Consider the following 14,427-nt stretch of genomic DNA (forward strand, 5'->3'; position numbering starts at 1 on the left):
TGAGGCCAAGCACAATGATGGCAGTTTGATCTGCTGCACTGTGGCTTACGCTTGTCATGCGAAGGCCTTTACCTGCTCGGCTTAAATTCCTATGGTGACGAGTCAGTACAGCCCGGAGAGTCCCATGCCAGAGAATAGGTCCGAAAACGATCATTGGTCGTGCGAGACAGCGCGTCCTTTCGAGTATGTCGAGCTTGGCGGGCAAGTGCAGGCAAGCCAAACGCTTGCGGAGGAAGTTGCGCTAGCGGTGAGTTACAACGGAATCAGTCAGGCCGTCATGATGGTTTCTCCGGACGCGCTTGAGGATTTTGTCGTCGGCTTCAGTCTCACCGGCGCATTGGTGACCTCTCCCGAAGATATATATGACATTCGCTTGAGCGGCCAGGGCGAACAGCGGCGAGCAGATCTGGAAGTGAGTAGTCGGGCGTTCTGGGCGATAAAACAACAGCGCCGCCATCTGGCAGGTACTAGCGGGTGTGGATTGTGTGGCGTCGAGGCCCTCGATCAGGCATTGCCGACACTTGCATCGCTGGATCATGCAGCTCTGCCAGATTCATCCTTGTTGGAGGGCATGCGCGATCGAATCAGTGCTGCTCAGCTGCTCGCGCGGCAGAGTGGTGCGCTGCATGCTGCGGTATTTGTTGACCGGACCTCGGGCGACATTCTGCTCTGTCGTGAAGACATCGGCCGGCACAACGCCCTGGATAAACTGATCGGTGCCGTTTATCGCAGCGCGTTGGGCCCGAGCGATGGCTTCGCGGTGGTGACAAGTCGCTGCAGTCTGGAGCTTATCCATAAAGCGGTCCGCGGACGGATATCGACGTTGGTCTGCCTGTCTGCGCCTACAGCTCTGAGTGTTCAATGGGCGCGCACGCACGGGCTCAATCTTGTCCATATTCCGCACCGTAGCGGGCCGAGGGTATATAGTCCTGCGCCTGTGCTTTGATGCCACGGACCGTTCGAGCTTGGCACTGCACAGGGTTCGGGAAATCATCTGGATGAGCCGAAATCCAGGCACAAAAAAAGACGTCCGAGGACGTCTTTTTTGGTTTGTTTGGTGGAGCCGGGGGGATTTGAACCCCCGTCCGCCAGTCCGCCGCTATCGGTTCTACATGCTTAGCCAGCTCTACTGAGTTAACTCCTCACCGCCCGAGTGGCAGGGTGTTTGGAGCGAGTTGTGTAATGTTTAACCGCTTCGTCCACAACGTACTAGGCGGCGATTCTGTTCTATATGACAATCATTTCGAGTTTACAGACATCCTCTAATGATTGCTGGAGCCGAAGCTACCAGAAGTGCGACTAGGCTGCTTACGCAGCTAGTTGAGCACCGTAATTGTCATCATTGGCAATTATAGGTTTTGCAACAGTTTATTTACGAGTTCTGTTACCAACTCGGCATGCCCCTCAAGTTTTGTAACCGTCGTCGAATCCTAATCGGCCCCAAAACCATCTTGGTACGGGGCGCAGTGTAACGTAAGCACAGGTCTTTACCAAGGAGGGTTTGTTTCAAAAATATTCATGGCGGGGTAGCCGGAGGACACTCCGCCTAACAGGCGGGTTGGCGAGGGCGCGCCCTCGGCTGTAAAGCGGGCGAGGCCGAGGAGCCGTCGCCCAGCAATGTCAGCGGTGGTTCTCGCGGAGAATTCTTGCCTTGTCACGAGCCCAGTCGCGGTCTTTCTCGGTTTCGCGCTTATCGAAATCCTTCTTGCCGCGTACCAGGGCGATCTCGCATTTCACCAGGTGTCGCTTCCAGTACAGTGCTATAGGGACACAGCTGAAGCCTTTCTGCTGTACGCCGGTGAGCAGCTTGTCCAGCTCTCGGGCTTTGAGTAGCAGCTTACGCGTGCGGGTCGGATCTGCAATCACATGAGTGCTGGCGGTTTTCAGCGGCGTGATGTGGGCGCCAAGCAGAAAGGCTTCGCCATCCTTGAGCAAAATATAGCTGTCGACCAACTGAACCTTGCCGGCGCGCAGGCTTTTGACTTCCCACCCGGCCAGGGCAACGCCCGCCTCGAAGCGATCTTCGATGAAATATTCGTGTTTGGCCTTTTTATTCAGCGCGATAGTGCCGCTGTTGGCCTGGGTTTTCTTTTGGTTGCTCATAGGCGGCGTATTATAGGGGCTGAATACCGGTTCGGCTATCACCGTCATTGCCCGCTCTTGTGGCGGCTGGTCAGAATCTGGACAATGCCGTTCTTTTCCAATATGGACCGGGCATTCATATGGCCAACGAAAGCGTATCGATACACGGAATCTGGTCGAGCCGTTGGGTTTTTATCCTGGCGGCGACCGGGTCGGCAGTGGGCCTGGGCAATATCTGGAAGTTTCCCTACATGGCAGGTGCCTACGGTGGCGGTGCCTTCGTGCTTGTGTATCTGGTGTGTATAGCGCTGATCGGTCTGCCTATCATGCTGGCAGAGACAGTGCTCGGCAGGCGCGGGCGTCAGAGTCCGGTCAATACCTTGCGAAGCCTGGCCCTGCAGTCCGGGGCATCGCCGCGTTGGTCGTGGGCAGCGACCATGGGCATGACGGCGGCCTTGCTGATCCTTTCCTTTTATAGCGTGGTAGCGGGCTGGTCCCTGGATTACATCATCGGCATGGGTCGGGGCGAGTTTGCCGGTATTGACGGTCCCGGAGCCGGCGCCCGCTTCGATTCGCTAACTGCCGATCCCTGGCGGCTCACCCTTTGGCACACGCTGTTCATGCTTGTCACCGCTTATATCATTGCCAAGGGTGTGGTAGCGGGGCTCGAACGTAGCCTGCGTATCATGATGCCAATGCTTTTCGTGCTGCTCGTTGTTCTGTTGGGTTATAGCCTTACCACCGGCTATTTCATGCAGGGTGTCGAGTTTCTGTTCCATTTTGATTTGTCCCAGGCCCGTGCGGGGATCCTCGCTGCGATGGGGCATGCTTTTTTTACGCTGAGCATCGGTGTCGGTTCCATCATGGTGTTCGGCTCGTACATGCCCAAGAGATCGTCTATTGGTGGCACCGTGGTAACGGTTGCGTTGCTTGATACAGTCGTCGCCTTAACCGCTGGGCTGGCGCTGTTTCCCATCGTATTTGCCGCCGGCCTGGAACCCGGCGCCGGACCGGGACTGATGTTCGTTACGCTGCCAATCGCCTTCGGCAACGTGATGATGGGTCAGGTTTTCGGCGTGATCTTCTTTGTGCTGGTGGCTATTGCCGCCTGGAGTTCGGCCATTTCCATGCTTGAGCCTGCGGTGGCGTTCTGGGTCGAGCGATCCGGCAAAAGCCGTGCTCGAATAACCGCCGTCATCGCCGGCATTTGCTGGGTTGTCGGCCTGGGCTCGGCGTTGTCCTTTAACGTGCTGGCTGAGGCCAGGTTTTTTGTTTTGGATGATTCAGGCTGGCGGTTGTTCGCATGGGGCGCTGAAGGCGGCAAGACCTTTTTCGATACAGTCGACTACGTGACCAGCCGCATCATGTTGCCGCTGGGCGGGCTGTTGTTTGCACTGTTTGCCGGTTGGGTGCTGGGTCGGGATGTATTCAAGGCCGAGCTGGGGCTTAAATATCCGCGGCTGTTCCCGGTGGTGTATTGGTTGCTACGCTATGTGGCACCTGTTGGCGTGACGATCGTATTTGTCACAGAACTCTACAATTGAAGTGTCCATGACCCATATTCAACGTTCTGCATTGCTGCCTTATCCGGCGGAAAGCCTGTACGAGCTGGTCAACCGTGTCGAGCGCTATCCGGAGTTTCTGCCTTGGTGCTCAGCCGCAGAGGTTCTCGAGGAGAGCGAGCATGAGATGCGGGCCAGGCTTACGGTAGGCAAGGCCGGCATTCACCAGTCATTCACCACGGTCAATCAACTGGAGCCTGGCTCCCGAATCGATATGCATCTGGAAAACGGACCATTCAATTCGCTGCATGGGGTCTGGGAGTTCCGCGTGCTGAGTGATCACGCCTGCAAGATCAGCCTGGACCTGCAGTTCAGCTATTCGGGGCCGGTGGTCAAGGCTACGCTGGGGCCACTGTTCAACCATGCTGCCAATACGCTGGTGGAAGCGTTTTCGCAGCGCGCCAAGGAGCTCTACGGTGGTCGATAAAACCATCGCGGTGGAAGTAGCCTACGCACTCCCGCAAAAACAGAAGATAATCGGCCTGGTGGTGCCGGAAGGGACCAGTGCGCTGGAAGCGGCTCGGCTGTCCCGGATGGGTGAGCACTTCCCCGGACTGGATATCGAGAACAGTGCCATGGGCATTTTCGGCAAGACGGTGCCAAAGCCGGCAGAGCGGCAGCTTAAAGCCGGCGAGCGAGTGGAGATCTACCGTGCGCTGATTGCGGACCCGAAGGAGGTTCGCAAACAGCGTGCTGCCAAGGCCAAGGAAGCGAAGGCGGAAGAGGCGAAGCAGGGGTAATAGCCGGGGTGAAAGGAGCTCAGCATTGTCTCCTTTCGAGCAGGGGCTTGCGTGTTATTCGCCGGTACCCAATGGTGCACCGAGATCCACCGGATAGCTTTCAGTCGCTGGCGCCTCGTGAGCACGGCCACGCATGATGGCTTCGTCGCGGCTGGTTCCAGGCTGGAAGTCACCTGCCAGGCCAACCAGTTGATCGTTTTCGAAGGTCAGGCTAACGCGCTCCTGCTCGCGGGTGTCATGGCCGGCGCGCATGCTGTAAAGATAATCCCAACGGTTCGGCGCAAAGGTATCCTGGATCAGAGGGGTGCCCATGATGAACCGGACTTGCCGCGTGGTCATGCCAGGGCGCAGCTGGTCAATCATTTCCTGTGTGACGACATTGCCCTGCTGCACATCGATCTTATACACGCCGGGAAAGCCGCAGCCGGCCAGGCTCAGGGCAGAGGTACACAAAAGGACACAGAGGATTCGGTTCAGACTGTTTGGCATCGCGTGGTAACATCCACTATCGTGAGTCGGCTGAATGGCCTTGAATCATACCCGACAGATCCCGCCCTGCGAAGCGCTGAACGAGAAACTACCCATGGTTGAAAATCAAGAACTGCGGAAAGCTGGCCTGAAAGTCACGCTCCCCCGCGTCAAGATCCTGCAAATGCTGGATAACTCACCAGACCGCCACATGAGCGCGGAAGATGTCTACAAATCGCTGATGGAAGCGGGTGAGGATGTCGGGCTTGCCACCGTTTATCGGGTGCTGACCCAGTTCGAATCCGCGGGTCTGGTAGTTCGCCACAATTTCGATGGCGGGCACGCCGTGTTCGAACTGGCGGATGGCGAGCATCATGATCATATGGTGTGCCTGGATACGGGTGAAGTAATTGAATTCTACGACCCGGAAATCGAACGTCGTCAGCATGAGATCGTCAAGGAGCACGGCTACGAGCTGGTGGATCACAATCTGGTGCTGTACGTAAAGAAACGCGTCTGAAGCACGCTTTAGCGTGGCAGTAACATAGCGCCCTTTCTGTTGCAGGAAAGGGCGCTTGTCGTTTTGGGCTGCTCTGTTTTAGTCGGGGCTGACCAGAAGCTTGCGCGCGTGGGCGAGGGATTCCTCGGTCATGTCGATGCCGCCCAGCATGCGCGCCACCTCATGGATGCGGCCGTCACGGTTGAGGTTGTCGATGCAGGTGCGTGTCGATTTGCGTGACTGCTCCTTGCGAACAAACAGATGTTGATGCCCCTGCGCTGCTACCTGGGGCAGATGCGTCACGGTCAGAACCTGGCCGCGCGCGCCGAGCTGACGCAGCAGTTGACCGACGATTTCAGCTGTCGGCCCGCCAATACCCACATCCACTTCATCGAATACCAGTGTCGGCACCCGTGAGGTCTGGGCGGTAATGACTTGAATGCCCAGGCTTATCCGAGACAACTCGCCGCCCGAAGCTACTTTGGCCAAGGGCTTGGGTGGCTGGCCGGGGTTGGCGCTAACCAGAAACTCGACGCCTTCCAGGCCGTGGGGCGAGTATTCGTCCGCTTTGTTTGCTATCAGCTGAACCACAACCTGGCCGCCGGGCATGCCTAATTGTTGAATCTCCCGGGTGACCGCTTGAGCCAGTTTGTCGGCGGCTTTCTTTCGCGCCTTTGTGAGCTTACCCGCGAGCTCCCGATAATGAACACGAAAGGCGTCGAGCTCTTCGGCCAGTTGGCCTGAATCGGCGTGGCTTTGCTGGATGCTCTCGAGTTCGTCTATAAGTGTCTGTTGCAGGGCCGGCAGTTCGTCCGGATTGACTTTATGCTTGCGGGCCAGCTCATAAATGGTGCCAAGGCGCTCTTCAATCTGCTGCTGACGCACCGGGTCGGCTTCGAAATGGTCCAGGTAGCGGGTCAGTTCGCCAACCGCCTCTTCCACCTGGATCTGGGCACTGGCAAGTAAGGTGTTGACTTCTTCCAGACTGCGATGATTTGCCTGCAGACTGCCCATGCGTTGCAGGCTGGCGGTCAGCGACTGCAGCACGCTACCGCTGTCGTTTTCACTGCAGAGGTTGATCACTTGTTGGCATGAATGCAGGATCTGTTCGGCGTTGGCTAATTGCCGCTGGTCATTTTCCAGTTGATCGAGTTCACCGTCCTGCAGGCTGAGGTTATCCAGCTCTTCCAGCTGATAGGTCAATAATTGCAGGCGCGAGCTTTGTTCGTCGCCACGCTGGCTCGCCTTCACAAGAGCCAGCTCGGTTTGCCGGCAGCGTTGTGCAGCCAGTTGCACCTGGCGCGCCAGTTCACTGGCACCCGCGTAATTGTCCAGCAAGCGGCGGTGAGTGTCGGTCTTGAGGAGTGACTGGTGCTCATGCTGACTGTGAATATCAATTAGCATTTCGCCCAGCGCCTTGAGATGCTGCTGCGGGCAGGGGCTGCCGTTGATATATCCACGCGAGCGGCCTTCGGCTGTTACCACGCGGCGCAAAATGACGTGCTGATCTTCGCCTGCGAGATCGCGCTCTTCCAGCCAGGCGACAGCTTCTGGAATGTCGCTGATATCAAAGGTCGCCAGTAAATCAGCCTTGCTGGCACCGGGACGCACAGCGCCACTATCTGCCCGATCACCCAGGGTCAGCGCCAGCGCATCGAGCATGATTGATTTGCCCGCCCCCGTCTCGCCAGTGATGACCGTCATGCCATTGGCCAGCTCCAGTTCGAGGTGATCGACAATGGCGTAATTGTTCACCGCAAGATGTACCAGCATCGCCGTGCTCCCGGATAATAGGTCTGGTTATTTATACAGTAGTCTGTCTTTTACGTTCAAGTCCTCCCGCGATCCTTTTATCGGCGAGATCGAGGGGCTTGAATCGCAGGCGGCTGTCCCCATATATGGGATCAGAGACGAAAGTCTATTGATGCGGCATCGCAGCGACAATGCTCCGCAGCGTCAGCAGGCCGGCTAGGTACCCTTATTTATCGACAGGAGAGATTCATGGCGGACGAACAGAAGCAGGACCTGAACGATCAGGACCCCGAAGTCGAAGAGGTGCTGGAAGGCACTGATGCGGAGGACCTGGCTGCAAAGGTGGCCAACCTTGAAGAGCAGCTGGCTACTGCGCAGGATCAGGCTTTGCGCGCGGCCGCTGATGTGCAGAACGCGCGCCGGCGCGCCGAGCAGGAAGTGGAAAAAGCGCACAAGTTTGCACTCGAACGTTTTGCCAACGATTTGCTGCCGGTGCTCGACAGTCTCGAGCGAGGTATCGAATTGTCTGACCGCAGTGATGAAGCGCTAAAGCCGATGCGTGAAGGCATGGAGCTGACACTGAAAATGTTTGCCGACACCCTGGGACGCCATCAGATCGAAGCGGTACACCCTGAAGGTGAGCCCTTCGATCCCGAGCTCCATCAGGCAATGACCACAGAGGAGCGGGACAGCATGGAGCCCAACACCGTGGTCCGGGTGTTTCAAAAAGGCTACACGCTCAGTGGTCGCCTTCTGCGTCCGGCGATGGTGGTGGTGAGCAAGGCTCCCGCTGACAAGCCGGCATCGCCTTCGATCGACGAACAGGCTTGAAATTGAATCGAGTGACCCCACTAAGGGTTCATCAGTAGACAATCCCGCCGCGGGTATCACGCGGCACACAGATTCGGAGAATTTAGATGGGCAAGATAATCGGTATCGACCTGGGAACTACCAACTCCTGCGTAGCGATCATGGAAAACGGTACGGCCAAGGTAATCGAGAATGCTGAAGGCGGTCGCACCACTCCTTCGATCGTGGCCTATACCAACGACGGCGAGACTCTGGTCGGCCAGTCGGCGAAGCGTCAGTCGGTAACCAACCCGCAGAACACGCTTAACGCGGTTAAGCGTCTGATCGGTCGCCGTTTTGAAGAAGATGTTGTACAGAAAGACATCAAGCTGGTCCCTTACAAGATCGTCAAGGCCGACAACGGTGACGCCTGGGTTGAAGTGAAGGGCGAGAAGATGGCGCCTCCGCAAGTATCTGCCGAAGTGCTGAAAAAGATGAAGAAAACCGCCGAGGATTACCTGGGCGAGCCGGTGACCGAAGCGGTCATCACCGTGCCTGCTTACTTTAACGACAGTCAGCGTCAGGCTACCAAGGATGCGGGTCGTATTGCTGGCCTCGACGTCAAGCGGATCATCAACGAGCCGACTGCCGCTGCGCTGGCATACGGTATGGACAAGTCGCGTGGCGATTCCACTATCGTGGTGTATGACCTTGGCGGCGGTACCTTCGATATTTCGGTAATCGAAATTGCCGAAGTCGACGGTGAGCATCAGTTCGAAGTGCTGGCTACCAATGGCGATACGTTCCTGGGTGGTGAAGACTTCGACATGCGCCTGATTGACTATCTGGCCGACGAGTTCAAGAAAGAAAACGGTGTTGATCTGCACAACGATCCACTGGCCCTGCAGCGCCTGAAAGAAGCTGCCGAGAAAGCCAAGATCGAGCTGTCTTCCAGCAACCAGACGGACGTTAACCTGCCGTACATCACCGCAGACGCATCGGGTCCCAAGCATCTCAATGTCAAGGTGACCCGGGCCAAGCTGGAGTCGCTGGTAGAAGAGTTGGTCAAGCGCAGCATCGAACCTTGCCGCGTAGCGATGAAAGATGCCGGCCTGGACGTGTCCGACATCAATGAAGTGATTCTGGTCGGTGGTCAGACGCGCATGCCGCTGGTACAGCGCACCGTTGCCGAGTTCTTCGGCAAGGATCCGCGCAAGGATGTAAACCCGGACGAAGCCGTTGCCGTAGGTGCAGCGATTCAGGGTGCGGTACTGGCTGGCGATGTCAAGGACGTGCTGCTGCTGGACGTTACGCCGCTCTCTCTGGGTATCGAGACAATGGGCGGCGTGATGACCACGCTGATTGAGAAGAACACCACCATCCCGACCAAGAAGTCGCAGGTGTTCTCGACTGCTGATGATAACCAGACCGCGGTTACCATTCACGTGATGCAGGGTGAGCGTAAGCAGGCATCGCAGAACAAATCGCTCGGTCGTTTCGATCTCGCAGACATTCCGCCGGCTCCGCGTGGCGTGCCGCAGGTCGAAGTGAGCTTCGATATCGACGCCAACGGTATTCTGAACGTGTCCGCGAAGGACAAAGCGACCGGCAAGCAGCAGTCGATTATCATCAAGGCTTCTTCGGGCCTGAGCGATGACGAGATTGATCAGATGGTGCGCGACGCCGAGGCAAATGCCGAAGAAGACCGCAAGTTCGAGGAGCTGGTCACTACCCGAAACCAGGCTGATCAATTGGTTCACGCGACGCGTAAGACGCTGACCGAAGCCGGCGACAAGGCCACTGAGGAAGAGAAGACTGCAATCGAGACTGCTTTGGCTGATCTCGAAACCGCAATCAAGGGCGATGACAAGGCCGATATCGAAGCCAAGATCAATGCCCTGTCCGAAGCGTCCGGTCCGCTGGTGCAGAAGATGTACGCCGAGCAGGCGCAGGCTGCCCAGGGCGGCGAGTCGGAAGCAGATGCCGGCCAGGAAGGTGCGGATGATGTGGTTGACGCCGAGTTCGAAGAGGTCAAGGACAAGAAATAAGGCCTTGATCGAACGGCTTGACGACTGACTGCAGGCAACGCGGGAGCTATTCCCGCGTTGCTGTTTGTAACGGACCCTCGGGTCTGTTGACGTTTCGCAGCCTGCAGCTGTGAAACGTCAACAGAGCTTTGAATGAAGGAATGGGTAAAAACGATGGCCAAGCGTGATTATTACGAAGTGCTGGGCGTAGAGCGCGGCGCCAGCGATGCCGAGCTGAAGAAGGCTTACCGCCGCCTGGCAATGAAATTCCATCCGGACCGTAACCCGGACGATCAGACCGCAGAAGAGAAATTCAAGGAAGCCAACGAGGCTTATGAAGTTCTTACCGACGCCAACAAGCGCGCAGCCTATGATCAGTATGGTCACGCTGGGGTTGATCCGAACATGGGTGGCGGGCCTGGTGGCTTCGGCGGCGGCAGTGCCAATTTCTCGGATATTTTTGGCGATGTGTTCGGCGACATTTTCGGCGGCGCAGCAGGCGGTCGTGGTCGTTCCAACGTGCAGCGCGGCAGCGACTTGCGTTATACGCTGGAGCTTGATCTGGAAGAGGCGGTGCGGGGCACTTCGGTCACTATCCGTGTGCCGACTCTGGTCGCATGCGAGACCTGTGAAGGCAGCGGCGCCAAGAAGGGTACTAAGCCGATAACCTGTACTACATGCGGTGGCCATGGCCAGGTGCGCATGCAGCAGGGTTTCTTCTCGGTGCAGCAGACCTGCCCTCGTTGCCATGGCACGGGCCAGATGATTGCTGATCCCTGTAATGACTGTCATGGCCAGGGCCGCGTCGAAGAACAGAAGACGCTGTCGGTCAAGGTTCCTGCGGGCGTCGACACGGGCGATCGCATCCGGCTGGGAGGTGAAGGCGAGGCGGGTGTCAACGGCGGACCTGCTGGCGATCTGTATGTTGTGGTCTCGGTTCGCGAGCACAAGATCTTCCAGCGTGATGGCAAGAATCTGTATTGCGAAGTGCCGATCAATTTTGCTGACGCCGCGTTGGGCGGTGAGCTGGAAGTGCCGACGCTGGATGGCCGCGTCAAGCTGAAAATCCCGGAAGGCGCGCAGACCGGCAAACTGTTCCGTTTGCGCGGCAAGGGCGTAACGCCTGTACGCGGTGGTTCGGCCGGCGACCTGTTGTGTCGCGTTGTTGTCGAGACACCTGTGAATCTGACCAGACGCCAGCGCGAGCTTTTTGAAGAGCTGCGCGACAGTCTCGAAGAAGAAGGCAGCAACCAGTCTCCGAAGGCAAAAAGCTGGTTTGAAGGGGTGAAAAACTTTTTCGAGGACATGAAATTTTGACTGGGGCAGAAATGAGGCGCGTAGCGGTAATCGGTGCTGCCGGCCGCATGGGCAAAACGCTGATCGAAGCGGTCAGTCAGGCCGAGGGTGCGGCTGTTCTGACTGCCGCAATCGAAAGGCTCGGCAGTTCGCTGATCGGCGCTGACGCCGGCGAACTGGCTGGCGTAGGCCGGTTGGGGATCGCGGTAAGTGGCGCGTTAGAGGATGTGCTCGATGAGTTTGATGTGCTGATCGATTTCACTCATCCGACCAGCACTATGGTTAACCTGGCGCTATGCCGTGATGCCGGTAAGGCCATGATTATCGGTACTACCGGGTTCTCTGATGCGCAGAAGGCCGTCATTGCCGAGGCGGCGCAGGATATTCCGATCGTCTTTGCGCCGAACTTCAGCGTAGGGGTCAACCTGTGCTTCAAGCTGTTGGATATGGCTGCACGGGTCATGGGCGATGAAGCTGATATCGAGATTATTGAGGCACATCATCGACATAAGGTTGACGCACCCTCCGGTACCGCCCTGGGTATGGGTGAAGTCGTCGCCAAGGCGCTCGGTCGTGACTTGCAGAAAGTGGCCGTGTACGGGCGCGAAGGCCAAACTGGAGCGCGGGATCCCCAGGCCATTGGTTTTGCCACGGTCCGGGCCGGTGATGTGGTGGGCGACCATACCGTCCTGTTCGCTACCGAAGGCGAGCGCGTGGAAATCACGCACAAGGCTTCAAGCCGGATGACGTTCGCCAAGGGTGCGGTGCGGTCGGCTATCTGGTTGGCCGGACGGAAGGCCGGGCTATATGACATGCAGGATGTGTTATCCCTGCGTGATTGACGCCGCCTGCAGATAGAGCCGGGACGGCTCGTGATACTGATCCATCTGCAGGCTTTGGTAGCGCCTGTGCTCGGCAAGAGCCAAGGCGCTACATCCGGACCCGGACCGACCGGTCTCAGGCGTCGCGGTTGAGGGCGTCGCGGGAAAGGTTGTTGAGGGTGCTGGTGTTACGTAGCAGATAGAACGCAGCGATGGTTGGCACCCAGTCCGCACGGTGATCCAGTAGTCGCGGCTTGATGAATTCGTACTGTTTTTCCAGTTGATCGAAGGTGGCGTTCAACTCGGGAAACAGCTCGCGCAATTCATTCGCGCGCTGGGTAATGCGAGCATCCATTTCGTTGAACAGGCCTTCTTTGGCTTCAACAAAATAGACGCCGATGGAGCTGAACATGCTGTTCTGATAGAGCAGCAGAATCTGATTGGTTTCCAGGCTCTGACGGTGCAGGGCGAGAAGGTCCTCTGGAGCGTCCTTGGCCAGCAAGTCGTATTCGGCCGCTACGGCCTTGTCCAGTTCCGCGTGGGCCATCATGATCTGGTTGACTGTCGCCAGATGATAATGAGCTTCTTCGATTGACTGGCCTTCAAGCTGACGAATCAGGGCTACCAGTGCGTCATAGGGTCTGCGCAGCTCGGTAGGGTTGCCCATTTTGCGCAGCAGCTGATCCATGTTCTTCAATGCGTTGTTGTAGGTCTCGCGATTGCCGGGTTCGCGCACGCGCTCGAACAGGTTATTGTCGATCAGCACGTAGGTGCCGGTAACATACCCATCGCTGCGGAATTCGTGGAGGTCTTGCAGTTCTTGAAGTTCTGCTGCATGTATCATGGGCGCGACACTGAGCAGTGCCAACACCATATAGCGTCTTAGGCGCGGTATCATGGGGTCTCTCCGGTCCTTTTTTTATTGTCACAGCTCCTGCGCTTCACAGCATCAGTGGCTGGGCTGTATCCGTTCACAGTTGTTTTAACACAACTGCTACAGCATATGGAACAAATTGCCAATGTGTCCTGAGCGAAATAGATCGACGGTTCGGTGCCGGCTTGAGGGACGCTGCGATCCTTCGGTCTGGATATATGTCGAGCGATCCCTTAGAATGCCGGGCTAATCTGTCTATCCAGCGCGCATCTGACAATGCTCAAAATGTAAACGGGATGAAGTGTCCAACACCTCGTTCCCGCTTTTGTGCAGCCCGCGTTTAGTAAAACTTGTCCGCTCTTTTCGGAGGTTTTCTTGTCCAAGCCAGCCATTCTCGCCCTTGCCGACGGCAGCATTTTCCGTGGCGAGTCCATCGGGGCCGACGGTCAGACCGTAGGTGAGGTTGTTTTCAATACAGCCATGACCGGTTATCAGGAGATCCTTACTGATCCTTCCTATGCGCGCCAGATCGTTACGCTGACCTATCCGCACGTCGGGAACACCGGGACTGTGGCGGACGATAGCGAATCGTTCAGGGTCTGGGCCGCCGGCCTGGTCATCCGTGATCTGCCGCTTCTGGCCAGTAACTGGCGTAACACCCAGCCGCTGGACGCGTATCTGGTCGAGAACGGTACAGTCGCCATCGCCGGAATCGATACGCGCCGTCTCACGCGCATTTTGCAAGAGAAGGGCGCGCAGAATGGCTGCATTCTTGCCGGCGAAGACGCTACTGAAGAGCGCGCGCTCAAGCTGGCTCGTGAGTTCCCGGGGCTGAACGGCATGGACCTGGCCAAGGAAGTGAGTGTCAAGGAAGGTTACGAATGGCGCTCAAGTGTGTGGTGCCTGGAAAGCAATAGTCACGCAGAGATCGAAGCAAGTGAGCTGCCTTACCACGTAGTGGCCTTCGATTACGGTATCAAATACAACATCCTGCGCATGCTGGTGGCACGCGGGTGCCGTTTGACGGTCCTGCCGGCTCAATCCACTGCCGCGGATGCGCTTGCCTTGAAGCCCGATGGCATCCTGCTGGCCAATGGACCGGGTGATCCGGCACCTTGCGACTATGCAATCGAGGCGATTCAGCAGCTGCTGAAGACCGACACGCCGATGCTGGGCATTTGTCTTGGGCACCAGTTGCTGGCTCTTGCAGTGGGCGCGCGCACAGTGAAGATGCCCAGCGGGCACCACGGCGCCAACCATCCGGTGCAGGATTTACGTACCGGCGAAGTGATGATCACCAGCCAGAACCACGGCTTTGCGGTGGATGAATCGTCCCTGCCGAGCAACGTGCGGGCGACACACAAGTCCCTGTTTGACGGCACGCTGCAGGGCATCGAGCTGACGGACAGAGAAGCGTTCAGTTTCCAGGGTCATCCTGAAGCCAGCCCGGGCCCGCACGATGTGGCTCCGCTGTTCGATCGTTTCATCGAGACCATGGCCAAACGCCGCTAAGCCGC

General features: G+C 57.4%; 13 protein-coding genes, 1 other RNA gene and 1 pseudogene. 10 read left to right on the forward strand and 5 right to left on the reverse strand.

The annotated features are described in order from the left end of the window. Positions 1-124: 124 nt before the first annotated feature. A complete protein-coding gene (fdhD, locus tag G3M63_RS06895; protein ID WP_163982277.1) occupies positions 125-946 on the forward strand; it encodes a formate dehydrogenase accessory sulfurtransferase FdhD in 822 nt (273 codons plus the stop codon). 109 nt (positions 947-1,055) lie between these two features. Here the strand turns inward: fdhD and ssrA are convergent. Together ssrA and smpB are read right to left on the reverse strand one after the other, a co-directional pair. Beyond that, positions 1,056-1,442: a transfer-messenger RNA gene (gene ssrA / locus G3M63_RS06900) on the reverse strand. Positions 1,443-1,620: 178 nt separating this feature from the next. Then, positions 1,621-2,103, reverse strand: coding sequence for an SsrA-binding protein SmpB (smpB, locus tag G3M63_RS06905; protein ID WP_150301548.1), 483 nt, complete (start codon positions 2,101-2,103; stop codon positions 1,621-1,623). Between the two features lie 119 nt (positions 2,104-2,222). On the opposite strand from smpB, the gene G3M63_RS06910 reads away from it, so the two are divergent. Genes G3M63_RS06910 through G3M63_RS06920 form a run of 3 tightly spaced genes read left to right on the forward strand, consistent with a single transcriptional unit; the run spans position 2,223 to position 4,384 of the window. Beyond that, positions 2,223-3,626: a sodium-dependent transporter gene (locus G3M63_RS06910; protein ID WP_163982279.1), complete on the forward strand. Its 1,404-nt coding sequence runs from the start codon at positions 2,223-2,225 to the stop codon at positions 3,624-3,626. Between the two features lie 7 nt (positions 3,627-3,633). Further along, positions 3,634-4,071 (forward strand): type II toxin-antitoxin system RatA family toxin, encoded by a 438-nt coding sequence (locus G3M63_RS06915; protein ID WP_150301457.1) that lies wholly within the window; start codon positions 3,634-3,636, stop codon positions 4,069-4,071. Then, positions 4,061-4,384 carry an RnfH family protein gene (locus G3M63_RS06920; RefSeq protein ID WP_256669970.1) on the forward strand — a complete coding sequence of 108 codons (324 nt, stop codon included), beginning with the start codon at positions 4,061-4,063 and terminating at the stop codon, positions 4,382-4,384. The genes G3M63_RS06915 and G3M63_RS06920 overlap by 11 nt, the downstream gene beginning before the upstream one ends. Positions 4,385-4,489: 105 nt before the next feature. On the opposite strand, the pseudogene G3M63_RS06925 reads toward G3M63_RS06920, so the two are convergent. After that, a pseudogene (locus G3M63_RS06925) lies at positions 4,490-4,873 on the reverse strand (outer membrane protein assembly factor BamE); the annotation flags it as partial. A gap of 94 nt (positions 4,874-4,967) precedes the next feature. Here G3M63_RS06925 and fur point away from each other — a divergent pair. Continuing rightward, positions 4,968-5,372 (forward strand): ferric iron uptake transcriptional regulator, encoded by a 405-nt coding sequence (fur, locus tag G3M63_RS06930; RefSeq protein ID WP_150301547.1) that lies wholly within the window; start codon positions 4,968-4,970, stop codon positions 5,370-5,372. A gap of 78 nt (positions 5,373-5,450) precedes the next feature. On the opposite strand, the gene recN is transcribed toward fur, so the two are convergent. Further along, positions 5,451-7,124, reverse strand: a complete 1,674-nt coding sequence (recN, locus tag G3M63_RS06935) for a DNA repair protein RecN (RefSeq protein WP_150301454.1) — start codon at positions 7,122-7,124, stop codon at positions 5,451-5,453. Positions 7,125-7,352: 228 nt separating this feature from the next. Between recN and grpE the strand changes: the two genes are divergently transcribed. From grpE to dapB, 4 genes are all read left to right on the forward strand, one after another. Next, on the forward strand, positions 7,353-7,934 hold the full coding sequence (gene grpE, locus G3M63_RS06940; protein WP_150301453.1) for a nucleotide exchange factor GrpE: 582 nt from the start codon (positions 7,353-7,355) through the stop codon (positions 7,932-7,934). 86 nt (positions 7,935-8,020) lie between these two features. Then, positions 8,021-9,940, forward strand: coding sequence for a molecular chaperone DnaK (gene dnaK / locus G3M63_RS06945; RefSeq protein ID WP_150301452.1), 1,920 nt, complete (start codon positions 8,021-8,023; stop codon positions 9,938-9,940). Between the two features lie 153 nt (positions 9,941-10,093). Further along, entirely contained in the window at positions 10,094-11,236 is a 1,143-nt protein-coding gene (gene dnaJ / locus G3M63_RS06950; RefSeq protein WP_150301546.1) for a molecular chaperone DnaJ, read from the forward strand. 11 nt (positions 11,237-11,247) lie between these two features. Beyond that, positions 11,248-12,057 carry a 4-hydroxy-tetrahydrodipicolinate reductase gene (dapB, locus tag G3M63_RS06955; protein ID WP_163982284.1) on the forward strand — a complete coding sequence of 270 codons (810 nt, stop codon included), beginning with the start codon at positions 11,248-11,250 and terminating at the stop codon, positions 12,055-12,057. Between the two features lie 115 nt (positions 12,058-12,172). Here dapB and G3M63_RS06960 read toward each other — a convergent pair whose 3' ends face one another. Beyond that, entirely contained in the window at positions 12,173-12,934 is a 762-nt protein-coding gene (locus G3M63_RS06960; RefSeq protein ID WP_163982286.1) for a hypothetical protein, read from the reverse strand. A 351-nt stretch (positions 12,935-13,285) separates the two neighbouring features. Between G3M63_RS06960 and carA the strand changes: the two genes are divergently transcribed. Further along, positions 13,286-14,422, forward strand: a complete 1,137-nt coding sequence (gene carA / locus G3M63_RS06965) for a glutamine-hydrolyzing carbamoyl-phosphate synthase small subunit (RefSeq protein WP_163982288.1) — start codon at positions 13,286-13,288, stop codon at positions 14,420-14,422. Positions 14,423-14,427: the final 5 nt, after the last annotated feature.

Origin of the sequence: Pseudomonas sp. OIL-1, from assembly GCF_010669185.1 — a bacterium.
Lineage (GTDB): Bacteria > Pseudomonadota > Gammaproteobacteria > Pseudomonadales > Pseudomonadaceae > Halopseudomonas > Halopseudomonas profundi.

What these genes read in the sequence shown, in the direction of transcription:
- fdhD (WP_163982277.1), top strand. Translation starts at nt 125, where the DNA reads ATGCCAGAGAATAGGTCCGAAAACGATCATTGGTCGTGCGAGACAGCG.
- smpB (WP_150301548.1), bottom strand. Translation starts at nt 2,103, where the DNA reads ATGAGCAACCAAAAGAAAACCCAGGCCAACAGCGGCACTATCGCGCTG.
- G3M63_RS06910 (WP_163982279.1), top strand. Translation starts at nt 2,223, where the DNA reads ATGGCCAACGAAAGCGTATCGATACACGGAATCTGGTCGAGCCGTTGG.
- G3M63_RS06915 (WP_150301457.1), top strand. Translation starts at nt 3,634, where the DNA reads ATGACCCATATTCAACGTTCTGCATTGCTGCCTTATCCGGCGGAAAGC.
- fur (WP_150301547.1), top strand. Translation starts at nt 4,968, where the DNA reads ATGGTTGAAAATCAAGAACTGCGGAAAGCTGGCCTGAAAGTCACGCTC.
- recN (WP_150301454.1), bottom strand. Translation starts at nt 7,124, where the DNA reads ATGCTGGTACATCTTGCGGTGAACAATTACGCCATTGTCGATCACCTC.
- grpE (WP_150301453.1), top strand. Translation starts at nt 7,353, where the DNA reads ATGGCGGACGAACAGAAGCAGGACCTGAACGATCAGGACCCCGAAGTC.
- dnaK (WP_150301452.1), top strand. Translation starts at nt 8,021, where the DNA reads ATGGGCAAGATAATCGGTATCGACCTGGGAACTACCAACTCCTGCGTA.
- dnaJ (WP_150301546.1), top strand. Translation starts at nt 10,094, where the DNA reads ATGGCCAAGCGTGATTATTACGAAGTGCTGGGCGTAGAGCGCGGCGCC.
- dapB (WP_163982284.1), top strand. Translation starts at nt 11,248, where the DNA reads ATGAGGCGCGTAGCGGTAATCGGTGCTGCCGGCCGCATGGGCAAAACG.
- G3M63_RS06960 (WP_163982286.1), bottom strand. Translation starts at nt 12,934, where the DNA reads ATGATACCGCGCCTAAGACGCTATATGGTGTTGGCACTGCTCAGTGTC.